We start from the raw sequence: 22,907 nt of genomic DNA, 5'->3' as shown, positions 1-22,907 counted from the left end.
GGGAGCCCCGCGCCGTGGGCGCCTACATCCTGCGCAGGCTGCTGATCGCGGTCCCGAGCCTCCTCGGCATCAGCCTCATCCTGTTCGTCGTCCTGGCGATGGCGCCGGGCGACCCGTTCGGCGAGCTGGCCTCGAACCCGAACGTCCCCCCCTCGGTGCGGGCGGCTTTGCGCGTCAAGTTCGGTCTCGACGACCCGATCTTCACCCGCTACCTGCGCTGGCTCTGGGCCATGCTGCACGGCGACTGGGGCTTCTCCTTCGCCAGCCGGGTGAACGTCGATGCGCTGATCCTCCAGCGGCTGCCGACCACCCTGTTCGTGGTCGGCTCGTCGCAGGTGCTGGCGCTGCTGGTGGCGGTGCCGGTGGGGCTCTACGCGGCCCGGCGGCCCTATTCCCTGGCCGATCAGGTCGCCAACACCCTGGCCTTCGTCGGCTTCTCCCTGCCGACGTTCTTCACCGGCCTGCTGTTCATCCTGCTGTTCTCGATCAAGCTCGGCTGGCTGCCCTTCGTCTACCAGGCGGACCTGCCCGGCAGCGGGCTCGCCTGGGTCTGGGCGAACGTGCGGCAGGCGATCATGCCGGTGGCGGTGCTCGGCTTCTTCCAGGCCGCCTCCTACACCCGCTACGTCCGCGCCTCGGCGCTGGACGTCGCCCGGCTGGACTACGTGACCACAGCCCGGGCCAAGGGCCTCACCGAGGGCACGGTGACCCGCCGGCACATCGCCCGCAACGCGCTGATCCCGGTGGTGACCCTCGTCGCCCTGCAGATCCCGGCGGTGTTCGGCGGCGCCATCGTCACCGAGCAGATCTTCCGCATCCCCGGCATCGGCTCCCTGCTGATCGACGCGATGCTCGCCAACGACACGCCGGTGGTGATGGCCGTGACCTTCGTGTTCGCCGGCCTCGTCATCCTGTTCAACCTCGTCGCGGACCTGCTCTATGGCTGGCTCGACCCTCGCATCGCCCTCCGTTGAGGCGGTGCCCCCCGCCCGCGCCCCGGCCTCGCCGGGCCGGGAGACGTGGCGGCGCTTCCGCCGGCACCGGCTGGCCCTGGTCAGCGTCGCCGTGCTCGCGGTGCTGGTGGCAGGGGTGCTGGTCGGCGGCCTCGTCTGGCCGGTGGCGATCGACGACATCGACTTCGCGGCCCAGCTTCAGGGCCCGTCCTGGGACCACCCGTTCGGCACCGACGACCTCGGCCAGGATCTCCTCGCCCGGATGATCTACGGCGGGCGGATCTCGCTGGCGGTGGGCTTCGCCGCCATGGCGGTGGCGTGCGTGATCGGCGTGGTCGTCGGCGCCCTGGCGGGCATGTCGCGCCGGCTGCTCGACCCGGTGCTGATGTGGCTGACCGACCTGTTCCTGTCCCTGCCGCAGCTGCCCCTGCTGCTGCTGATCATCTACCTGTTCCGGGACAGCCTGAAGGCGGTGTTCGGCACGCAGGGCGGCGTGTTCCTGATGATCGTGGCGGTGATCGGCGGCCTGCGCTGGATGCCCGTCGCCCGACTGGTGCGGGCGCAGTTCCTGACCCTGCGCGAGAAGGTGTTCGTGGAGGCCGCCCGCTCGCAGGGGGCTAGCCCCTTCCACCTCGTGCGCCGCCACATCCTGCCGAACGCGCTGGGGCCGGTGATCGTGGCGGCCTCCATCGAGGTCTCGGCGGCAATCATCGCCGAATCGACCCTCTCGTTCCTGGGCCTCGGCTTCCCGCCCGACATCCCCACCTGGGGCCGGCTGCTGTTCGACGCCAAGGACCACCTCGACGTCGCCCCCCACTGGGCGCTGTTCCCCGGCGGGGCGATCTTCCTCACCGTGCTCTCGATCAACTTCATCGGCGACGGCCTGCGCGACGCCCTCGACCCGCGGCGGGTGCTGTAGCGGATGCGCAGCGTCTCTCTCTCCCCGGCCGTCATTGCGAACGACGACGACGGCACCACGGCGTCCCTTCCCCCTCTGCGGGGGAGGGTACCCTGCGCAGCAGGGGGGGAGGGGGGAGAGGGGAGAGACGGTTCAGAATGGAACACGCCCGGTGCCAGTTCCTGGACCGTCGCTCCCCTCTCCCGACCCCCATCGGGGGCCACCGTCCCCCGCAGAGGGGGGAGGGGGCGGCTCGCCTTAACACGATGTTGAGTCAGGAGTGATGCCCGTGGCGGACCCGATCCTCTCGGTGCGCGACCTCACCGCCGCCTTCCGCTCGGACGGGCGGTGGCAGGAGGTGGTGCACGGCGTCTCCTTCGACATCGGGCCGAAGGAGACCGTGGCGCTGGTGGGTGAATCCGGCTCGGGCAAGAGCGTCAGCGCCCTGTCGGTCCTGCGCCTGCTGCCCCGGGACGCGAGCCGCATCGGCGGCAGCGTGCGCTTCGAGGGGCGGGAATTGCTCACCGCCTCCGAGGCCGAGATGCGCCGGGTGCGGGGCGATTCCATCGCCATGATCTTCCAGGAGCCGATGACCTCCCTGAACCCGGTCCTCACGGTCGGTTTCCAGATCGCGGAGGCGCTGATCCGCCACCGGGGCCTGTCGCGGGCGGCGGCCGAGGCGGAGGTGGTGCGCCTGCTCGACAAGGTGCGGATCCCGGCGGCGCGCTCGCGGCTGCACGAGTACCCGCACCGCTTCTCCGGAGGGATGCGCCAGCGGGTGATGATCGCCATGGCGCTGGCCTGCCGGCCCAAGCTCCTCATCGCCGACGAGCCGACCACGGCGCTGGACGTGACGATCCAGGCGCAGATCCTCGACCTCATCAAGAGCCTTCAGGACGAGGAAGGCATGTCGGTCCTGTTCATCACCCACGACATGGGGGTGGTGGCCGAGATCGCCGACCGCACGGTGGTGATGTACCGGGGCCGGGCCGTGGAGGCCGGGCCCACCGCGCGGATCTTCGCCGCGCCGGCGCAGCCCTACACCCGCGCGCTGCTGGCCTTCGTCCCGCGCCTCGGCGCCATGGCGGGCCGGGCCCGGCCGATGCGCTTCCCGGTCATCGACCGCACCACCGGAGCGGCTGAGGCGACGCCCGAGACCCCGGACACGGTGAAGGCCGCCGAGCGCCCGGTGCTCGAGGTGCGCGACCTGACCACCCGGTTCGAGATCCGCGCCGGCCTGTTCGGCCGGGTCGTCGGCCGGTGCCACGCGGTGGAGCGGGTCTCGTTCAGCCTCGCCGCGGGGGAGACCCTGGCGCTGGTGGGGGAATCCGGCTGCGGCAAGTCCACCACCGGCCGCTCGATCCTGCGCCTCGTCGAGCCGCTTTCCGGCTCCGTCCTCCTCGACGGGGAGGACATCACGGGGCTCGACGCCAAGACCCTGCGCAGCCGCCGCCAGCGGATGCAGATGATCTTCCAGGATCCGTTCGCCAGCCTCGATCCGCGCATGAGCGTCGGCGCCGCGGTGGCCGAGCCGCTGCTCATCAACCGCCTCGCCTCCCGCCGGGAGGCCCGGCAGCGGGCGGAGGACCTGCTCACCCGCGTGGGTCTCTCGCCCGAGACGGCCGGGCGCTTCCCGCACGAGTTCTCCGGCGGCCAGCGCCAGCGCATCTGCATCGCCCGCGCCCTGGCGCTACGCCCCCGGCTGATCGTCGCCGACGAGGCGGTCTCGGCGCTCGACGTCTCGGTGAAGGCGCAGGTGGTGAACCTGATGCTCGACCTCCAGGCCGAGATGGGCCTCGCCTACCTGTTCATCTCGCACGACATGGCGGTGGTGGAGCGGGTGAGCCACCGCGTCGCCGTGATGTATCTCGGCGAGATCGTGGAGATCGGCCCCCGCGCCGCCGTCTTCGGGAACCCGCAGCACCCCTACACGAAGAAGCTGCTGGCCGCCGTCCCGGTGCCCGACCCGGCCCGGCGCCGGGCGCGGCACGCCCTGGCGGATACCGAGATCCGCAGCCCGATCCGCGCCCCGGACTACGTGCCGCCGGAACGGCTCCACCGGGAGGTCTCGCCCGGCCACATCGTGCAGGAATGGGGCGCCGACTGGGGCGAGGCCGCGCCGGAGGTGGCGGCGGCCTGAATCCGGGGCGGCACGCTATCGCCCGGCGACCGGCGGAGGTAACCCGGTGCCGGTCGCACGACCGGGAGGGACCGAATGGCGAATGCGGGCAAGACGGCATCCCGGGTGTCCGACGTCATGGCGACGGACGTCGAATTCATCGCGGCCGACGCCACGGCGCAGGAGGCCGCCACGCTGATGGGCGACATCGAGGTCGGCGCGCTCCCCGTCGGCACGCCCGAGCGGCTCGAAGGCGTCGTCACCGACCGCGACATCCTCTACCGCCTCGTGGCCCGGGGGCGCGACCCGGCCGGGGTGAGCGTGCGCGAGCTGATGTCCCGCCCGGTCGTCGCCTGCCGCCCGACCGATACGCTGCGCACGGCCATGGACCTGATGGCCGCCAACTACGTGCGGCGCCTCGCCGTCACCGGCGAAGACGGCACCGTGGTCGGCTGGCTCACCCTCGCGGACCTGTCGCGCCGCCTGCTGGTGGACGAGCCGCCGGTCCAGGCCGCCCTGCGCGCCCTCACCGAAGAACCGGCCTGATCAGCGGCCGTAGCGGCGCTCCGCGCTCCGCCGGGCGGCGGTGGGGAGCCCCACCCGCTCGGCCACGTACCGCGCGAAGGCGTAGCCCGCCCCGTCCCCCCCGTCCTCCTGCGCGGCGACGAGCGCGAGCACGTAGGCGAGGCCGGCACAATCGGGCGATCCGACCCCGGCGAGGGTCGGGCCGAGGGCGGGGGGCCGGAGGAGGGCCGCCTCGTAGGCCGCGAGGGTGTCGGCATCGCCCCCCGTCGCCGCGATCCAGGAACGAAGGCGCGCCGCGGCCCCGTCGCCCGGCCCCGCCGTGGCGGTGAGGGCGGCGAAGCGGGCGATCCGGCCCCGCGCCTCGGGCGTGAGCAGGGCGAGGTTCACGCTGAGCGGCATCAGGGTCTGGTGCCGGTTCTGCAGCCAGCCGTGCAGCATCTTCTGGGCGATCGCCTCGGCGATCTGGCGCTCGGCCGGCGTCGCCTCCCGGTCCCGGCGCGTGCCGGGTTCGTGGGACGGCGCGCCTCCGGCGGCCTCGGGCGCGGGCGCCGGCTCGGCGATCAGGCCCCGAAGGCGGTCGAGGACACCGGACATTCTGACAGCTCCGCCACAGGGACGGCGGCGTGCGCTCCCGCCGCGGTCTCCCGCCCCGGGCCGGTCTATCGCGGCGGGGAGGCTTCCGATAGCTGCGGCGGGGCGGCACGATACGGCCGCCGCACCGCGTGGATCACCGGATGACTTTCGACCAGGGGCTCGCCTTCGGCCTGCTCGGCGCCACGATCACGGCGTTCGTCTGGGGGCGCCTGCCCTACGACCTCGTCGCCCTGACCGCCCTCGCGGCCGGGATCGGGCTCGGTCTCGTGCCGGCCGACAAGGCGTTCTCCGGCTTCTCGGACGACGTCGTCGTCATCGTCGGCTGCGCCCTCGTCCTGTCCGCGGCCATCGCCCGCTCGGGCGCCGTCGAGACCCTGATGCGCCCGGTGATGCCGCACCTGCGGACGGCGCGGACGCAGGTCCCCGCTCTCGTCGGCGGGGTGCTGATGCTGTCGATGGTGACGAAGAACGTCGGCGCGCTGGCCATCTTCATGCCGATCGCCCTGCAGCTCGCGCGCAGGACGGGCACCGCCCCGTCCTCCCTGCTGATGCCGATGGCCTTCGCCTCGCTCATCGGCGGCCTCGTCACGCTGGTGGGCACCTCACCCAACGTGATCGTCTCCAAGATCAGGGTCGATCTCGTGGGCAAGCCGTTCGGCATGTTCGACTACACCCCGGTGGGGCTGTCGATCGCAATGGCGGGGTTCGTGTTCCTGTCGCTGGGCTGGCGCCTGCTGCCGCGCGACCGCCGGGCCGCGGCCGCCCTGGACGCCGCCTTCACCCTGGAGAGCTACACCACGGAGGCGCGGCTGCCCGCGGGCAGCCCCGTGGCCGGCCGGACCATCGGGGAGGCGGAGGCCCTGGACGAGGGCGGCGTGCGGATCGCCACCGTCGTCCGCGAGCGCTTCCGGCGCTACCCGGCGACGGCGGATTTCCGCCTCGCCGGGGACGACATCCTCCTGTTGCGCGGCGAGCCGGGGGACCTCGAACGCTTCGTCGTCCGCGCGGGCCTGGAGCTCGCCGGCCGAGAGACCGGCGGGGACGCCGCCGTGGTGGAGGGGGTCGTCACCGCGGAATCGGACCTCGTCGGCCATACGCCGTCCCAGCTCGACCTGCAGGGGCGCCATGCCCTCGACGTCCTGGCGGTGAGCCGCCGGGGCCGGCGCATCGAGGGGCGGCTCGCCGCCACCCGGTTCCGGGCCGGCGACGTCGTGGTGATGCGCGGCCCGGCCGCGGCCCTCCCCGAGACCCTGGGGACCCTGCGGGTGCTCCCGCTCGCCTCCCGGGCCATCGCGCTCGGCCGCAACGACCGGAGCTGGTGGCCCGTCCTCGTGCTGATCGGCGCGATGGGGCTGGTGGCGGCCCATGTCATCCCGGTGGCGGTGGCCTTCTTCGGGGCGGTGGTGGCGATCCTGCTCCTGCGCAGCATGACGCCCCACGAGGCCTACGGCGCCGTGGAATGGCCGGTCCTCATCCTGCTCGGCGCCCTGATCCCGATCTCGGAGGCGATCAACACCACGGGCGGGGCCGACCTGATCGCGGGGTGGCTGACCCGGGCCGTCCAGAACCTGTCGCCCACCTCGGCGCTCGCCTCGACCCTGGTCCTGGCCATGGCGGTGACGCCGTTCCTGAACAATGCCGCGACGGTGCTGGTGATGGGGCCGATCGCGGCCCGGCTCGCCGAGCGGCTCGGCCTGAACGCCGATCCGTTCCTCATGGCGGTCGCCCTGGGTGCGGCCTGCGATTTCCTCACGCCGATCGGCCACCAGTGCAACACGCTGGTGATGGGGCCGGGGGGATACCGCTTCGGCGATTACGCCCGGCTCGGCCTGCCGATGTCGATCCTCGTGCTGACCCTGGGCGTGCCGCTCATCGCCCTGTTCTGGCCGCTTCACCCGGCGTGAGGCCGCACGAGGCGCTCGGGCCGGGACCGTCAGCGGCGGCGTGCTCCCCCCGCGAACGGTCCGGTTCCGGCGTGAGGGGCCGGGGAAGAGGATGGCGCGAATCCGCCGGGACGCCCGCAGGAGGCGATCCGGACGGAGTGCGGATCAGGCGTCGACCTTGGGGGCCACGGCCGGCGAGCGGCTCACGCTCGCGATCTGCCGTGCGGGGCGTCCGCTCTTGGCGGCGATCTCCTCGTCCTGGGAGGCGATGAGGGCCCGGGCGGGCTCGTCGCCATCCAGCCCGCCGAGGATCTCGACGGGCACGCGGCGGTTCGAGGCGCGGCTGCCATCCTCGTAGACGACGTCGAACAGGACGGAGCCCTGCAGCTTGGGTGGGGATTTGATGCGCTTGGCCATGCGCGCTGATATCGACTTCGCGGCCCGCGCGACACCCTCTGCGGCGCTTAGCCTGTCCCGTTTGCGCCGGGGCAGGTCTACTCACGGGGCGCATCCCCCGCCCGCGCACCGGCCGGAGCCGGCGGGCCGGACCATCGAAGGAGGCCCGCCATCTCCTGGATCCACCTCGACACCGCCGCGATCCCAGGCGGCGGTGCGGCCCTGCGCCTGATGCAGCGCGGGCGGGAATTCGCCATCGTCGTCGGCACGATCGAGCTGATGAACAACACCCGCGGCGCCTCGGAGGAGACGCTGGCGGCCCTCGCCTGCGCGCGCCTCGCGCCCCGGCCTGCCCCCCGCATCCTGATCGGCGGCCTGGGCATGGGGTTCACCCTGCGCGCCGCGCTCGCCCGCCTCGGCCCGGACGCGGAGGTGGTGGTGGCCGAACTGATCCCCTCCGTGGTGCGCTGGGCCAGGGGGCCGTTGGCCGACGTGTTCGCCGGGTGCCTGGACGATCCCCGTGTGGCGCTGCGAGAGACCGATGTCGGCGCCCTCATCGGGTCCGAACCGGACACGTGGGACGCGATCCTCCTCGACGTCGACAACGGGCCGGAAGGGTTCGTGCGGCGGGAGAACGACGCGCTCTACACCGGCCAGGGCCTCGCCCACGCCCACCGGGCCCTGACGCCGGGCGGCGTGCTCGGCGTCTGGTCGGACAGTCCGGACCGGCGGTTCAAGGCCCGGCTCAAGCGATTCGGCTTCGCCGTCGAGGAGGTGCGGACCCCCGCCAGCGGCCACAGCGGGCCGCGGCACGTGGTCTGGATCGCGACCCGAATCGGCGCCCCGGGCCCCTTCCTCGGCGACGTGACCCGGCGGGAGGACCGCGCGGGTGCTCAAGGCCGGGCCACCGGGCGCACGCCCCGCATGAACCGGTCCGTCGCGCTCCCGCCCGGGGCGGGCGGGTCGGCCGTCCCAGGGCGCTCGCAAACCGTCATGTCCGGCCGGAAAAGGTCGGGCAGGGTGGTTCGCCCGTCGTGATCCGACCCCGTCTCCGCGAGCGCCGCGGCGGATGTCGGCGCGGACTCCCCGGTCGGACGTCTCAGCGCGACTCGGCGATCAGCCGCCGGACGAAGCCCGCACAGTCCACCAGTTCGTCCGGCCGGATATACTCGTCCGGCTTGTGGGCCCGCTCGATCGAGCCGGGCCCGATCACCACGGAGGGCACCCCGCCCAGGGCCTGGAACAGGCCCGCCTCGGTCCCGAAGGAGACCTTGCCGTGGCCCTCGCGCCCGGCGAGCCGCGTGGCGAGGGTCGCGAGGTCCGAGCGCGGGTCGAGGTCGAGGCCTGGATAGTCCACCAGCGGCGCCACGGTGACGCCGCAGGCGGGATCGCGCGCCGCCATCTCCGCCCCCAGCACCCCGGTGGCGTAGGCGGACGCCGCCGCGGCGAGCCCGCCCGCATCGTCGGCCGCGATGGCGCGGTATTCGAACTCGACGGTGCAGGTATCCGGCACGATGTTCAGGGCGGTGCCGCCCCGGACGACGCTGCTGAGCCCGGTGGTGTGGGGCACGTCGTAGAGGGGGTCGCGGGCGCCGTCGCGGGCCAGGGCCTCGGCGCTCAACCGAACATGGTCGATGAAGCGCGCGGCATACTCCACGGCGTTGACCCCGCGCGGAGCCAGGGCCGAGTGGCAGGAGCGGCCCCGGAACGTGACCCGGGCCGCGCACTTGCCCTTGTGGCCGACGATCACCCCCATCTCCGTCGGCTCGCCCACGAAGCAGCCGAGGGGGCGGATGCCGCGCTCGCGCATCCGCGCGATCAGCGGGCGCACGCCGAGGCAACCCACCTCCTCGTCGTAGGAGAGGGCGATGTGGAGGGGGCGGGCCAGACCGGCCGCCGCCATCTCGGGCAGCATCGCGAGGCAGACGCCCACGAACCCCTTCATGTCCGAGGTGCCGCGCCCGTAGAGGCGCCCGTCGCACTCGGTCAGCCGGAACGGGTCGCTCGTCCAGGGCTGACCGTCCACCGGCACCACGTCGCTGTGGCCGGACAGCACGTAGCCCGGCCCGTCTCCGGGGCCGACGGTGATCCAGAGCGCGGCCTTGTCGCCCTCCGCCGCCGGGACCCGGTCGGTCTCCGCCCCGCTCGCGCGGGCGAAGGTCTCGACGGCGTCGATGAGCGACAGGTTGCTGCGCGCGCTGACGGTGTCGAAGGCGATGAGCCTGTCCACCATGCCGATGAGCGCTTGGGGTGTCGTCTCGGCGCTGTTCATCGCGGGACCTTCCACGCCACGCCGACCGGGGGCGTCCCGCGCGGGCCTCGCCGACCTCGATAGGGTCCGCCGCCTCCCGCGACAACGTCCCCGCCGGCCCGCCCCGGGGCCTCGGATCGCCGGAGCCCCACCCCAACACGTGCTTCTTGTCCCGGAGGGCAGGATCGATATCCTCGGTCCCGTGAGCCCCGGCGACGATGCGGCGGGGCAGAGAGGGCGCGATGCCGAGGAACGAGCCGACGATCGTCCACCCGCGGATCCGCCCCTTCGAGACCCGGAGCGCCCATCCCGAGCCGCTTGGCAGGAACCTCCGCCGAGCCGAGGTGGTGCGGGGGGTCTGCGTGCGCGGGCAGATCGGTCGGGACATCGCCATGTCGGGAAGCGGGGCGCCGGGCGATGCGGCCCTGGCGGCCACCTCGGCCGGATCCGCCTCCCGCCCGGCCGCGATCCGCATCGCGCTGCCCGCCTCTCCCGGCGCCCTCGTCGAAGTGCGCATGGGCGACGGCCGGACGCGCGGGCCCTTCCCCGTCTCCTGGACGGGCGGGGTCGCGAGGCTCGCCATCGCCGCGCCCGCGACCCCGGCGCGGGAGGCGCGGGCATGACCGAGACCCTGGTCTTCGCCAGCGCGGTCGATCCGATCGCGCCTTGGCGCACAGCGCTCGAGGCGCTGCTGCCGGATGTCCGCGTCCGGGCGCCGGAGGAGATCGGGCCGGAGGACGATGTCCGCTACGCCCTGGTGTGGAAGCCGCCGGCCGGTTTCTTCGCCCGCCATCCGGGCCTGCGGCTCATCACCATCCTCGGCGCCGGGGCCGACGCCCTCGTCGGGCGTGACGACCTGCCCGACGTCCCGGTGGCGCGCCTGTCCGACCCCGAGATGGCGCGGATGATGACGCATTACGTGCTGTTCGCGGTGCTGCGCTACGCCCGGGACATCCCCGCCTTCGAGGCGGCGCAGCGGGCCGGCCGCTGGCACTACCTCCACCCCCGCGAGGCCCGGGAGATCCGGGTCGGCGTGCTGGGCCTCGGGGACCTCGGCGGTGCGGCCGCCCGGGAATTGGCGCGCCAGGGTTTCGCCGTGTCCGGCTGGTCGCGCACGCCCAAGGACCTGCCCGGACTCACCTCCCACGCCGGCGCGGCCGCGCTGCTCCCGTTCCTCGGGCAGGCCGACATCCTGGTGGTGATGCTGCCCCTGACGCCGGAGACCCGGCGGCTGATCGGCCCGCGCGAGATCGCCGCCCTGCCGCCGGGCGCCAAGATCGTCAACGTCTCGCGCGGCCCGGTGATCGACGAGGCGGCCCTGGTGGAGGCCCTGCGATCCGGCCATGTCGGGGGAGCAACCCTCGACGTATTCGAGGTGGAGCCGCTGGCGGAGGGGCACCCTCTCTGGGGGATGGAGAACGTCCTCGTGACGCCCCACCTCGCCTCGGTGGCGATCCCCGCCTCCGCCGCCCGGCAGATCGCCCACAACATCCGCCGGGTGTGGGAAGGCCTCGCGCCGGAGCACCGGGTGGACCTCGCGCGGGGCTACTGAGCCCGGCGTGAAGGACAGTCCCGGCGGCCGGGTATCGCGACGGCGCGGGCGCGGGCGGCGCTGGGCGTCGCGACCGGCGGGATGCTTCGGATAAGGCGAAGCGCCGGCCGGCCGGTCCTGTCGCGCCGCGGCCGGGAGCGATTCTGGCCCCCCGTCGACCGAATCGGGCTCAGGCTGTCCGGGGTCGGAGCCCGACGATCCGTCCGGCGCTTGGCCGTCGGCAGATCGCTGGACTGGCGTTGGACCACGACATCCCTCGGCCGTCGCCGAGCGATGTTCGCCTGCCGGTCGAATCGGCGTCGTTCGGTGGTGTGATCGATAGACTGGAAATGGTGGGCCCGGCAGGACTCGAACCTGCAACCAGACCGTTATGAGCGGTCGGCTCTAACCATTGAGCTACAGGCCCAAGCTTCTTCCATGCACACGGCGATCCGATGTCCGGAACGACGATGCGCCCGAACCGGCGGAAACCGCTCTTTCAGTAGCGGGGAGGGGAGGGGGAGGCAAGGTGTCGCTCGGCCCCCACGATCGGCCAAGCCCGGCCTCACGCCGCCGACGCAGCGGCGGCGGCGGTCACGCCACGGCGCGGGGGGCGGGCGGGGCGGACAGGGTGGGGAGGTCGGCCGGGTCCTCGCAGAGGGCCATCGACAGGATGCGCGCCCGGCACCGCCACAGCTCCCGCTGCTGCTGGACGTGGGCGCACTGCCTCTCCGCCTGCGCCAGGAGGATCCGCACGGCGTCGAGCTCCTCCCGCAACGCCGTCGTCCGGCTCCGCTCCTCGGCGAGGGCGGCCTTGAGGATGGCGATGGCTGCGGCGTCTCCCGCGCTCCGGGGGAGGGCGGGCTCCGCCTCCCGGGCGGGGTCGGCGGCGCGGGAGCGTTCCAGCGCGACGATCTCGTCACGCACCCGGGCCGCGTCGAGGGCGCGGCCGTGCAGGCCGTCCCCCGCGCCCAGGTCGGCCGGCTGAGTGGGGGCGGGGGCCACGGGTGCGGCGGCGGCGGCGCCCTCCTCCTCCAGCACCAGCCCGTGCAGCATGGCGAACACCGCATCGCCGTCGAGGCGGCGCAGGTCGAACCCGCTCTCGGCGGCGAGCTGGTCCCACACGGCCCGCCCGTTGGCCGAGCGGCCGACGAAGGCCATCGACCATCCCGGGAACGCCCGGTCGTCCACCGGCCGGCATTCCAGCACGGTGACGTCGCCGTGGCGGATGTCCCGCTGGATGCGCTCGAACGTCTCCTCGACGCCCTTCTGCGGCCCCTCCAGCACCTGCGCGAAGGCGCCGTCGTTGAACATGAGCGCGCCCGTCACCCCGACCCGGGCGTTGTTGGTGCGCGAGGCCGCCAGGATCTTCTCCACGGCGGCCCGGGCCTCGGCCCCGGCCCCGTCGAGGAGGTTCTTGCTGGCATAGACGAGGCGGTAGAGGTCGCTCATGGGCCGGCTCTCGGGGTCGTTCGGTGGTCGGCGCCGGGGAGGTCGTCCCCGGCGGTGACGGCAGGACGGGGTCAGGGGGACAGAAGCTTCATCACCAGATCGAGGGGCACGGGCCGGCTCACGAGGTAGCCCTGCACGTCGGTGCAGCCGTCGGCGCGGATCCGGCGCATCTGCTCCTCGGTCTCCACCCCCTCCGCGACCGTCGTCATGCCGAGGCTCCGGCCGAGGCCCGCGATGGCGCGGATGATCGCGTCCCCGTCGGGCTTGGTGGAGAGATCCTTCACGAAGGACCGGTCGATCTTGATCTTGTCGAAGGGGAAGCTGCGCAGGTAGCTCAGGGACGAATAGCCGGTGCCGAAATCGTCCATGGAGACCCGCACGCCGAGGGCGCGCAGGCGGTGCAGGGTCTCGAGGGTCCGCTCGTTGTTCTGGAGCAGGACCCCCTCGGTGATCTCGATCTCCAGGCAACTCGCCTCCAGGCCCGACATGGCGAGCGCGGAGACGATGGTCTCCACCAGCCGCTCGCTCTTGAATTGGGCGGGGGAGACGTTCACCGCGACGCTGATCCCCGCGGGCCAGGTGGCGGCGTCGCGGCAGGCTTGGCGGATCACCCATTCGCCGATGGGGACGATCAGCCCGACCTCCTCGGCCAGCGGGATGAACTCCGCCGGCGGCACCGTCCCGCGCTCGGGGTGCATCCAGCGCAGCAGCGCCTCGCAGCCGGTCAGGCGCCGGTTCTCCAGGTTCATCTGCGGCTGGTAGTGGAGCACGAACTCGCGCCGGGCCAGGGCCTGCCGGATGTCGAGTTCCAGCCGGCGGCGCGCCTGCATGCGCACGTCCATCTCCGGCTCGAAGAAGCGGAACGTGCCCCGCCCGTCGAGCTTGGCGCGGTAGAGGGCGAGGTCGGCGTGCTTGAGCAGCCGGTCCGCGTCCGTGCCGTCCTGCGGCGCGAGGGCCGCGCCGACGCTGGCGCCGATGGTCAACAACTGCCCATCGACGATGTAGGTGCGGCCGACCAGATCCACGAGGCGCCGGGCCAGGACGGCGACGTCCTCCTGGCAGGCGGCGCCCGCCTGGATCACCACGAATTCGTCGCCGCCGATCCGCGCCACGGTGTCCGCCGCCCGCACGGCCGAGCGCAGCCGGTCGGCGACCTTCACCAGCAGCGCGTCGCCGACCGCGTGGCCCAGCGTGTCGTTGACCGGCTTGAACCGGTCGAGGTCGATCAGCAGCACCGCGCAGGGCTCGCCGTACCGGTCCAGGCGGTCGAGGGATTCGCCCAGCCGCTCGCGCAGCATCCGGCGGTTCGCGAGGCCCGTCAGGGAATCGAGCCGGGCGAGCTCGGCGGTGCCGGCCTCCACCGCGCGGCGGGCGCTGACATCCTCCAGCGAGACGGTCCACCCGTCCGGCATCGCCCGGACCCGCACCGAGACCGTGCGCCCGCAGGCCGTGATCTCGTACTCCGCCGGCCGGTCCTCGTCGCGGGCGCCGCGGATCCGGTGGACGGTCTCCCGCAGGCCGGAGCCGGTCGTGGCGGCCAGGAGGCGCAGGAGGCTCCGGGCGGGCCTCCCCAAGGCCGGGTCATGGCCGAGCCCGGCGAGGACGGCGCGGGCCGGGCCGGTCTCGATGATCACCCGCCCGGTCCCGTCGATGACGAGCACGCCCTGGTCGAGGGCATCGAGGTAGCCGGAGAGCCGCGCGGCGGAATCGCGGCGGGGGCCGGACTCGGGGTCGGCCGGGGCGATGGCTCGAAGCGGCAACGGCGCGGACCTCGCAGGGCAAACCGGACTGACCGGCGGGCCGCAGCGGCGCCGTCGTGCAGGCAGCATCAGCACCGGCAAGCGTCACCAATCCGTGACCGACACGGTCTTGGAGCGTGAAATATTCCGGATGGCACTCGAAGACTTGCCCGGGATCGACGCCGGTCATGTAAGTCCGGGCCGGCTGAGCGGCGTCGCCCACACGCAGCCGGCACCGACGTGACGCGCAGGAGCCTGCGCCGGGGGACGCTCTCCCCCGGCGGTCCTCAGGCGGGCCTCAGCCCGTCCAATCACCAGCGGCGCCAGCCCCCATGCCAGCCCGCATGGCGATGCCAGCCCCCGTGCCAACCCACATGGCGGTGCCAGCCCCAATGGCGGTGCCACCCGTAATGGCGGCGCCAGCCGTAGCCGTAAGAGAACGGCCGCACCGCGTAGGGACGGTAGAAGCCGTTCGGCCGACAAAAGCCGTAGACGTTGCGGTGAAAGCCGAGGCCGCATCCGTCGCGGGCTTCCGCTGTCCCCACCGTGGCGGTCATGGTGCCGAGCGCCAGAACGGCAGCGCCGATCAGTTTCATTCGCATCGGTATCTTCCTCCTAAACCGAGTGCCGTGGAACACCGGAGGCTAGATGCCGGTTGCAACATCCCATCGCCAATCATGTATCATTTTGTTGCAAGGGGCTTCGGGTTCCGTTCTGATCGCCGAAATAGCCTTGGCACGATGCAGCCGGTGGCCCCTATCCGACGGAACGTCCATCGATGACTGTGCGGAGGGCGCCTCCGCAGGCATGCAAAAGGCTCGCAAGACGCCCGCCCACAGGGAATTCCCGTTCCGCCGGCGGGGCGTTTCGTGGGAGGCCTGGAGTTCGGACGGGAAGACCGCCCCCTTCACGATCGCGCACAACCCCGATAACGCGGGCGTCGCGCGGTACTCGATGCTAAAACGCCGCCCTCCCTTTCATTAGATCAGTTATAATCAAGTCCTTCGGCCTGCGTATCCGGGTGCGATGCTTGATCGGGATTGCCGCATCTCCTAATCCCGGCCCACTGGACCGGCGCCGAGCGCCGCCAGTCCGCACCGGAGCGTCCCGAATGCCGAGCCCCCGCGCGATCCTGTTCCGCCTGCACTGGGCCCTCGGCCTGACCGCGGGGCTCGTCCTGGCGGTGATGGGGCTGACCGGGGCGCTGCTCAGCTACGAGGAGGCCGTGACCGGTTGGGTCAACGGCGACCGCACGGCGGTGGCGGTGCGGGAAGCGCCTGCGCTCTCGCCCTCCTCCCTCGCCCGGCGCGTCGAGGAGCAGATGATCGGCCGGCGCGTCGCCCGGCTGACCCTCCAGGCCGACCCCGCCGCGAGCGTGACCGTCCGGTTCGCCCGCGATCCGGCGAGCGGGGGCCGCCCCCCCTCGGTCTTCGCCGACCCCTACGACGGGGCGGTGCTCGGACCGGTGCGGGGGGAGGCGGCCTTCGCCACGATCCTCGCCCTGCACCGCTTCCTGCTGCTGCCGGGGGAGGGGGGCGGCTGGGGCCGGCAGATCACGGGCGCCTGCGCCGTCTCCCTCCTGATCTTCCTCGTGACGGGGATCGTCCTGCGCTGGCCGAAGGTGCACCGTGCGCGGATCTGGCTGCGGCCGAGCCTGTCGCGGCCGGGGCGGGCGCGGTGGTGGTCCCTGCACGCGGTGGCCGGGACGTGGCTGCTGCCGGTCTACGGCATCATCGCCCTGTCCGGGCTCACATGGTCCTACGGCTGGTTCAAGGACGGGGCGAACCGCCTTCTGGTGGGCACCGAGGCCGCCGCCAAGCCTTCGCGGCAAGGGTTGCGGGCCAACGGGCTGCGGGCCGACGGTCCGCCGGCCGTCGATGCCGCCTGGGGCGCCTTCCGGGCGGGGGAGGGGCGCGACGCCGTCCGCGCCCAGATCCTCCTGCCGGAGGAGGGCCGGCAGCCGATCCGCATCCGCTGGTTCGCCCGCGACGACGACCGCCCCGCCGCCCGCAACGAGGCCCGCTACGACCCGTCCACCGCGGCCCCGATCTCCGCCGAGCGCGCGTCCGACCAACCGCTCGGCAAGCGGATGGCCGGCAACATGCTGGAGGTCCACCGGGGCCGGTTCTTCGGTGCGCCCTTCGCCCTGCTGTTCTGCCTCGCGGCCCTGGCGATGCCCGGCTTCGCGGCGACGGGGCTCGCGCTCTACGTCCTGCGCCGCCGGGCGGCCGGGCGGCGGCAGGCCCGGCGCCCGCTGGTCCCCGCCGCCGCGGAGTGATGCCCGGGCCTCACAGCCTCGCGCGGATCGCCGCGACGACCGAGAACGGGGCGCCCGGCGCGTTGTTGAACTGGTTGAACGGCTGCTCGATGTAGCGCGCGTCCGTCAGGTTGCGCAGGTTGACCGAGAGGCGCCAGCGCGCGTCGAAATCGTACCACGCGGCGGCATCGACCCGCGCGTAGGAACCCACCGTGTAGCTGTTGGTGAGGTCGCCGAAGCGCTGCCCGACATAGGTGACGCCCGCCCCGATGCCGAGGCCGCGCCACCAGCCGTCCCGGAATTCGTAGGTGGTCCAGAGGCTGCCGCTGATGCTCGGCACCCCGATGAGCCGGTTGCCCACCGCGAAGGTGGTGTCCCGGGTGATCCGCGCGTCGAGGAATCCGACGCCGCCGATCACCATCCAGCCGGGCAGGATCTCGCCCGCCAGATCCGCCTCGAACCCCTGCGAGCGCTGCTGGCCGGTGATCACCGAGAAGTTGGTGTTGACCGGATCGGTGGCGGCGACGTTGGCGCGGGTGATGCGGAAGGCCGACCCCGAGAGGGTGAGGGTGGGCAGGATGTCGAGGCGGGTGCCGATTTCGACCTGCTCGCCGGTCTCCGGTGCCGGGTTCGCGACGTTCAGCACGTTGGCGGTCTGCGGGACGAAGGAGGTGGCGTAGCTCGCGTAGACCGTCAGGGGCTCCACCGGCCGGTAGATCAGGCCGACCCGCGGCGAGGCGCCGAACAGCTCCTGCTCCGGCGGGGCCGCCCGCGAGGCCGGCGTGCGGCTGAAGTAGTATTGCGTGCCGAGGTCGAACCGGGCGCCGAGCACCAGCTGAAGCTGCGGGGTGAGGGCGATCTAGTCCTGAAGGTAGAAGCCGAACAGTTCGAGCTTCTGCTTCAGGTCGGCCTGGAGACTCACCGGCACCGGGACCGCGCCGAAGGTGGGGTTGAGGAAGCTCGTGGAGGGGAGCACGCCCTGCTGCGAATAGGGGTGCCGGAACCCGTTGGTGTACTCGAACCCGAAGAGCGCCGTGTGCGCGAAGCCGAGGGTCTCGACCTTCAACACCGCCTCGCTCTGGGTGTCCACCGCCGCGAAGGTCGAATCGACCGTCGCCTCGCGCCGGGTCACCTGCGTGCCGGCCGCGTTCACACCGTTGGCCCGCGAGGCGAACACGTTGAACACGCCCCACTGCCCGTTCACGATCTGGCGCAGGGTCAGGTTCTCGTTGACGTCGTGCTCGATGCGCAGGGTCGTCGCGTTGTTCTCGCCGTAATAGCGCGACCAGGGCGTGCCGTAATACCGGCCGATGGCGTCGAGGGGCACGCGCCCGCGGGAGGCGATCAGACCCTCGTCGTACTGGCTGTACTGGCTCGTAAATTCGGAATTCAGGCAGACCCGGGTGTCGGGGCTCGGCGTCCAGCTGAAGGCCGGGGCGACGAAGTAGCGGGAATTGGTGTTGCCGCCGAAGTTGCGGAAGGTCGGGTCCTCCTGCGCGGCGAAGCTGATCCGGCCCGCCAGGGTGTCGGAGCCCAGGAGGGCGCTGGAGACCGAGCCCTGCACCCGCCGCAGGCCGAAGCCGCCGCCCAGCACCGTCATCTCCCCGGAGGGCTCCAGCGTCGGCCGCCGGGTGACGATGTTCACCACGCCGCCGGGATCGCCCCGGCCGTAGAGCACGGAGGCCGGCCCCTTGATGACCTCCACCCGCTCGGCGTTCGCGAGGTCGCGCTCGACGGGGTAGAAGGCGATCGCCGGGTTGATGAGCACGCCATCGACGGCGAAGATCTGCGTGCTGAAGCCGCGGATGATGTAGTTCTGCGAGCGGCCCTGCACGGTGCTGCCAGGCTGCACGTTGCTGACATTCGTCACCGCATCGGTGAGCCGCAGATCCTGCTGGTCGCCGATGACCTGCCGCGGCACGACGTTGATCGTCTGCGGCGAGTCGCGCAGGGCCGTGTCGGTCTTGGTGCCCGTGGCCGAGCGCGTGGCGCGGTAGCCGCTCACCGGCCCGGTGGCGCGTTCCGCCGCCGGAGCGCCCTGGCCCACGACGCTCAGCTCCTCCAACACGACCTCGCCCGGCGCATCCTGCGCCTGGGCCTGCCCGATGCACGACACGGCCACGGCGAAGCCGAGCCGGGAAAGGCCCATCCGCCCGGTGGGGATCCGGCCCCGGGGCGACGGGCGGGGCAGGCTGTGGGTGATCATGACTCTCCGGAAGATGGTCCGACGCGACACTCGCGTCCCGGAGCGTCTTCCGCGGTCGATCCCGGCCGATCAACACAGCAACCATCATTAGTTCTGCGTTTCGGCTTATTGCTCCGGCCTGTTCCTCAAACACAACACAGTATCATTAGATCAATTCCAGAGAGCAAGACCTTGTTCTGGAAACTGTTCATTAGAACCGGTCGAATTCATACCGATCTAATCTGACGCATGACAATTGCGCGCGATCAAGTTTCGAGGCATGATCGCGACGGCGCACGGGGGCGAATGGCGGGCCTTGAGCGCGGCTGTCGCAAGGGCTACCTCTCCCTCCGGTGCGCACCCGCCACCGCCCGGCCGGATTCTCCGGCCGCCGCCGTCCGAGAGGGCAGTCGTGGCGTCGAGCCTTCCTCCGATCACGCCGCCAGAGCCGGAGCCGGGCGCACCGAAGCGGCGCGTCAGCGCCCGCGGGCGTCTGCGCACCTATTTCCTCACGGGCGTCATCGTCGCCGGCCCCCTGGCCATCACCGCCTACATCACGTGGTGGATCATCGCGCTGATCGATTCCTTCGTGAAGCCGCTGATCCCGGCGAGCTACCTGCCGGACCACTACCTCCCGTTCTCGATCCCGGGGATCGGCCTCGTCATCGCCTTCCTGGCGGTGACGCTGCTCGGCTTCCTGACGGCCAACCTCGTCGGCCGGTCGATCATCGAGTTCGGGGAGGTGCTGCTCGCCCGCACCCCGGTCATCTCGGGGCTGTACAAGGGGCTGCGTCAGATCTTCGAGACGCTGTTCTCCGCCAACGGCACGTCGTTCCGCACGGTCGGGCTGGTGGAGTTTCCCGTGAAGGGCACGTGGTCGGTCGTGTTCCTGTCCGCGCCCGCCGCGCCGGAGGTGGAGGGCGCGCTGCAGGGCAGGGGCGTCGGCGAGGGTGAGCTGGTGGGCGTGTTCCTGCCCTGCGCCCCGAACCCGACCACGGGCTTCTTCTTCTATCTCCCGCGCTCGGAGGTGGTGGAGGTGCCGATCAGCGTCGATGACGCGGCCAAGCTCGTGATGTCGGCGGGCGTCATCCAGCCGGAGGATCCGCAGCAGCGCCTGCACGCCATGGCCGCCGGCCTGCGCGCCGCCCATGTCCCCGAGCGCCGGGAGACCACACCGGAGGATGCCTGACGCGCCGGGAGGGCGCGTGATGCCGGTGCCACTCTCCCCGGCACCCTAGAGACCACAAAAAACCGCCCCGGCGGCTGGCACCGGGGCGGTTTTTGGTCGGTTTGGAGCTTTCGATCGACCTTAGCGCTGCAGGGATGCCTGCTGCGGGGCGATGGTCGGCGGGGTGGCCTGGGCCACCGAGACGGTGGGGTGCTGGGCGGGGCCCATCCAGCCCATGCCCGCCTGAAGCGTCAGCGCGAGGCCGAGGGCCACGCAGAGGCCGTTGGCGGCGATCCAGAAGGGGCGCGAGGCCCGCTTCACGGCAGCCTGAAGCTCCTCCGCAGTCCGGTTCGTTCCGGCCTCTCGATCCGAGATCGGCATCAGCCACGGCTCGTTGGGGAGCGCATAGTGGCCGGCCATCTCGTTGGAGCCCGGCAGGTGCTGGAACAGTCCGTTCGACATGTCCGTCCTCCAGATTCGTCCGTGACGACCCGGCGTACCGGGCCTTTCGTTCATCTACAGTTAAGGGGCGATTGTGTCGGATGCAAGGTCTCAGCATCCCAGAGGTCCGTCCGCCCGCGGGTTCCTGGCCCCGTGAAATAAATCATCCCCCTGAAATCGCAGGATTTTTCGAGCTGGCCGGGGGACCGTCACCGGCCGGCGAAAAATCCGCGCCGGTCCCGCCCCCCTGTCGCTTTCCTGAACGGCGGCGTTCAGCCGGCGCCGATCAGCCGGATCGCGGCCTCCCGCTCGAACAGGTAGAGCAGCACCCGGAGCGCCTGACCGCGGGGGCTTTCCAACCGGGGGTCGCGCTCCACGATCAGCCGCGCATCGTCCCGGGCGGTCTGCAGGAGGTCGCCGTCGCTCTCGATCCGGGCGAGGCGGAAGGCGGCCAGGCCCGATTGCCGGGTGCCGAGCACCTCGCCCTCGCCGCGCAGCTTCAGGTCCGCCTCGGCGATGCGGAAGCCGTCCTCGGTTTCGCGCATCATCTCCAGCCGCGCCCGGGAGACCTGTCCCAGGGGACCGCGGTAGAGCAGCAGGCACGAGGACGCCTTCGCCCCGCGCCCGACCCGGCCGCGCAACTGGTGGAGCTGGGCGAGGCCGAAGCGTTCGGCGTGCTCCACCACCATGATCGTGGCCTCCGGCACGTCGACGCCGACCTCCACCACCGTGGTCGAGACCAGCAACTTGGTCTCACCCGCGGCGAAGCGGGCCATGGCGGCGTCCTTCTCCGGCCCCGGCATCTTGCCGTGGATCAGCCCGACCACGGCGCCGAAATGCTGCGTCAGGTCCTCGAACCGCTCGGTCGCCGCCGCGAGGTCGATGAATTCCGATTCCTCGACGAGGGGGCAGATCCAGTAGACGCGATCCCCCTGCGCCATGGCCCGACCGAGGCCGGCGACCACCTCGTCCAGGCGCTCGGTGGAGAGGGTGAGGGTGCGGATCGGCTGCCGCCCGGCGGGTTTCTCGTCGAGGACGGAGACGTCCATGTCGCCGAAGAAGGTCAGCGCCAGGGTGCGCGGGATCGGCGTCGCGGTCATCACCAGGAAGTCCACCGCCTCGCCCTTGGCGCCGAGGGCGAGGCGCTGGTGGACGCCGAAGCGGTGCTGCTCGTCCACCACGGCCAGGGCGAGGTCGCGGAAGGTCACGGCCTCCTGGAACAGGGCATGGGTGCCCACGAGGATGTCGATCTCCCCCGCCGCGAGGTCGGCCAGCGTCGCCCGGCGCTCGGCGGCCCGGTCGCGCCCGGTCATCAGGCGCAGCCGCAGGGCCCCGGCCAGCGGTGCGAGACGCTCGAAATGCTGGCGGGCCAGGATCTCGGTGGGCGCCATCAGGGCGGCCTGCCGCCCGGCCTCCACGGCGGAGGCCATGGCGAGCAGGGCCACCGCCGTCTTGCCCGAGCCCACGTCGCCCTGGAGCAGGCGCAGCATCCGCCGGGGGGCGGCGAGGTCGGCGCGGATCTCCTCGACGGCCCTGGCCTGGGCGCCGGTGAGGGCGAAGGGCAGCCCCCCCGCGATCCGCGCCCCCAGGGCACCGTCCCCGGCGTTCACCCGGCCCGCCTTCCGCCGCTGGCGGGCCCGGGTGAGGGCGAGGGCCAGCTGCGAGGCCAGCAGCTCGTCGTAGGCGAGGCGGCGGCGGGCGGGCGTCACGGGGGCGGGCTGGAGCGGGTCGGCCGGGCGGGGCGGGGCCTCCTCCGGCCGGTGCTCGGTGCGCAGGGCGTCGGCGAAGGCCGGGAAGCGGCTCCGGGCGAGCCAGGCCGGGTCCTGCCATTCGGGCAGGGGCGCCAGCCGGTCGAGGGCGGCCACGGCGAGCTTGTTGATCGCCCGGGAGGTCAGGCCCTCGGTGGCGCCGTAGACCGGCTCCACGGCGGGCAGGTCGGCCAGCCCCGCCTCGTCCAGGACGCGGGAGGGATGCACCATCTGGCGCATGCCCTCCCAGACGTCGATCTTGCCCGAGACGTAGCGGTGCGCGCCCAGCGGCAGCATCTTCTCGATCCGCGCCCGGGGCATGCCGAAGAAGACGAGGGTGATGTCCCCCGTCGCGTCCTCCACCACCACCCGGTGCGGCCGGCGTCCCGCGCCGGGCGTCGGCGCGCGGTGGGCCACCACGGTCACGCCCAGCGTCACCGGCTCCCCGGCCGGCGCCTCGGCCACCGAGCCGACGAGCTTCCGCGCCACCCCGCCCTGCGGCAGGTGGAACAGCAGGTCCACGATCCGCGCCTCGCGCTCGGGCGTACCGAGGAGCTTCTCGATGAGGGGCGCGACCTTCGGCCCGACGCCCGGCAGGGTGCGGGCCGGGGCGAAGAGCGGATCGAGGAGGCTCGGACGCAGGGGGCTGTCGGTCATCGCATTCGCGCGGGGGAAGGCCGCATCTTACACGCGGGCGGCTTACCGGAGCCTTCCCTCCGCTGTCACGCCGTCCCGCATCCCCCGTGCCGATGCCCCACGCCCGCGCG

Annotated in this window: 17 protein-coding genes, 1 tRNA gene and 2 pseudogenes; 10 read left to right on the top strand and 10 right to left on the bottom strand. The window is 72.6% G+C overall.

Annotated elements, in window-relative coordinates; all coding sequences use genetic code 11:
* Positions 1-14 precede the first annotated feature (14 nt).
* The 4 genes from MKK53_RS21600 (at position 15) to MKK53_RS21585 (ending at position 4,516) form a co-directional block, all read left to right on the top strand.
* Positions 15-974: an ABC transporter permease gene (locus tag MKK53_RS21600; RefSeq protein ID WP_243930821.1), complete on the top strand. Its 960-nt coding sequence runs from the start codon at positions 15-17 to the stop codon at positions 972-974.
* Entirely contained in the window at positions 940-1,872 is a 933-nt protein-coding gene (locus MKK53_RS21595) for an ABC transporter permease (RefSeq protein WP_243930820.1), read from the top strand. Before MKK53_RS21600 ends, MKK53_RS21595 begins: the two co-directional genes overlap by 35 nt.
* 268 nt (positions 1,873-2,140) lie before the next feature.
* The gene (locus tag MKK53_RS21590; RefSeq protein ID WP_243930819.1) at positions 2,141-3,991 is read left to right on the top strand and encodes an ABC transporter ATP-binding protein; all 1,851 of its coding nucleotides are present in this window, start codon (positions 2,141-2,143) and stop codon (positions 3,989-3,991) included.
* Between the two features lie 75 nt (positions 3,992-4,066).
* On the top strand, positions 4,067-4,516 hold the full coding sequence (locus MKK53_RS21585; RefSeq protein ID WP_243930818.1) for a CBS domain-containing protein: 450 nt from the start codon (positions 4,067-4,069) through the stop codon (positions 4,514-4,516).
* Here the strand turns inward: MKK53_RS21585 and MKK53_RS21580 are convergent, their stop codons facing one another.
* The gene (locus MKK53_RS21580; protein WP_243930817.1) at positions 4,517-5,089 is read right to left on the bottom strand and encodes a hypothetical protein; all 573 of its coding nucleotides are present in this window, start codon (positions 5,087-5,089) and stop codon (positions 4,517-4,519) included. It lies immediately after the preceding gene.
* A gap of 140 nt (positions 5,090-5,229) precedes the next feature.
* Here MKK53_RS21580 and MKK53_RS21575 point away from each other — a divergent pair, with 140 nt between their 5' ends.
* The gene (locus tag MKK53_RS21575) at positions 5,230-6,993 is read left to right on the top strand and encodes an SLC13 family permease (protein WP_243930816.1); all 1,764 of its coding nucleotides are present in this window, start codon (positions 5,230-5,232) and stop codon (positions 6,991-6,993) included.
* Positions 6,994-7,137: 144 nt separating this feature from the next.
* Here the strand turns inward: MKK53_RS21575 and MKK53_RS21570 are convergent, their stop codons facing one another.
* A complete protein-coding gene (locus MKK53_RS21570) occupies positions 7,138-7,389 on the bottom strand; it encodes a hypothetical protein (RefSeq protein WP_243930815.1) in 252 nt (83 codons plus the stop codon).
* A gap of 210 nt (positions 7,390-7,599) precedes the next feature.
* Between MKK53_RS21570 and MKK53_RS21565 the strand changes: the two are divergent.
* Positions 7,600-8,202, top strand: a pseudogene (locus MKK53_RS21565) (spermidine synthase); the annotation flags it as partial.
* Between the two features lie 265 nt (positions 8,203-8,467).
* Here the strand turns inward: MKK53_RS21565 and argE are convergent.
* Entirely contained in the window at positions 8,468-9,640 is a 1,173-nt protein-coding gene (gene argE, locus MKK53_RS21560) for an acetylornithine deacetylase (RefSeq protein WP_243930814.1), read from the bottom strand.
* 221 nt (positions 9,641-9,861) lie between these two features.
* Between argE and MKK53_RS21555 the strand changes: the two genes are divergently transcribed.
* Together MKK53_RS21555 and MKK53_RS21550 are read left to right on the top strand one after the other, a co-directional pair.
* Positions 9,862-10,242, top strand: a complete 381-nt coding sequence (locus MKK53_RS21555; protein WP_243930813.1) for a hypothetical protein — start codon at positions 9,862-9,864, stop codon at positions 10,240-10,242.
* Complete coding sequence (locus tag MKK53_RS21550) at positions 10,239-11,171, top strand: 2-hydroxyacid dehydrogenase (RefSeq protein WP_243930812.1); 933 nt, start codon at positions 10,239-10,241, stop codon at positions 11,169-11,171. The genes MKK53_RS21555 and MKK53_RS21550 overlap by 4 nt, the downstream gene beginning before the upstream one ends.
* Before the next feature lie 330 nt (positions 11,172-11,501).
* Here MKK53_RS21550 and MKK53_RS21545 read toward each other — a convergent pair.
* The 4 genes from MKK53_RS21545 to MKK53_RS21530 all read right to left on the bottom strand — a co-directional run bounded on the left by MKK53_RS21545 (position 11,502) and on the right by MKK53_RS21530 (position 14,943).
* Positions 11,502-11,577, bottom strand: a tRNA-Ile gene (locus MKK53_RS21545).
* Positions 11,578-11,744: 167 nt separating this feature from the next.
* Positions 11,745-12,602 carry a BLUF domain-containing protein gene (locus tag MKK53_RS21540; RefSeq protein ID WP_243930811.1) on the bottom strand — a complete coding sequence of 286 codons (858 nt, stop codon included), beginning with the start codon at positions 12,600-12,602 and terminating at the stop codon, positions 11,745-11,747.
* 71 nt (positions 12,603-12,673) lie between these two features.
* Positions 12,674-14,362 (bottom strand): putative bifunctional diguanylate cyclase/phosphodiesterase, encoded by a 1,689-nt coding sequence (locus MKK53_RS21535; protein WP_279599180.1) that lies wholly within the window; start codon positions 14,360-14,362, stop codon positions 12,674-12,676.
* A gap of 290 nt (positions 14,363-14,652) precedes the next feature.
* A complete protein-coding gene (locus MKK53_RS21530) occupies positions 14,653-14,943 on the bottom strand; it encodes a GCG_CRPN prefix-to-repeats domain-containing protein (protein WP_409564390.1) in 291 nt (96 codons plus the stop codon).
* Positions 14,944-15,452: 509 nt separating this feature from the next.
* Here MKK53_RS21530 and MKK53_RS21525 point away from each other — a divergent pair.
* Positions 15,453-16,619 carry a PepSY-associated TM helix domain-containing protein gene (locus MKK53_RS21525; protein ID WP_243930810.1) on the top strand — a complete coding sequence of 389 codons (1,167 nt, stop codon included), beginning with the start codon at positions 15,453-15,455 and terminating at the stop codon, positions 16,617-16,619.
* Between the two features lie 10 nt (positions 16,620-16,629).
* On the opposite strand, the pseudogene MKK53_RS21520 reads toward MKK53_RS21525, so the two are convergent.
* Positions 16,630-18,747: pseudogene (locus MKK53_RS21520) on the bottom strand (TonB-dependent siderophore receptor).
* A 448-nt stretch (positions 18,748-19,195) separates the two neighbouring features.
* On the opposite strand from MKK53_RS21520, the gene MKK53_RS21515 reads away from it, so the two are divergent.
* Positions 19,196-19,972, top strand: a complete 777-nt coding sequence (locus tag MKK53_RS21515) for a DUF502 domain-containing protein (RefSeq protein WP_243930809.1) — start codon at positions 19,196-19,198, stop codon at positions 19,970-19,972.
* Between the two features lie 120 nt (positions 19,973-20,092).
* Here the strand turns inward: MKK53_RS21515 and MKK53_RS21510 are convergent, their stop codons facing one another.
* Positions 20,093-20,413 (bottom strand): hypothetical protein, encoded by a 321-nt coding sequence (locus tag MKK53_RS21510; protein ID WP_243930808.1) that lies wholly within the window; start codon positions 20,411-20,413, stop codon positions 20,093-20,095.
* A gap of 251 nt (positions 20,414-20,664) precedes the next feature.
* Complete coding sequence (recG, locus tag MKK53_RS21505) at positions 20,665-22,797, bottom strand: ATP-dependent DNA helicase RecG (protein WP_243930807.1); 2,133 nt, start codon at positions 22,795-22,797, stop codon at positions 20,665-20,667.
* Positions 22,798-22,907: the final 110 nt, after the last annotated feature.

Source organism: Methylobacterium sp. J-076 (assembly GCF_022829405.1).
Lineage (GTDB): Bacteria > Pseudomonadota > Alphaproteobacteria > Rhizobiales > Beijerinckiaceae > Methylobacterium.
The sequence above is the reverse complement of the archived record's forward strand: the minus strand, read 5'-3'. Positions and strand labels throughout refer to the sequence as shown.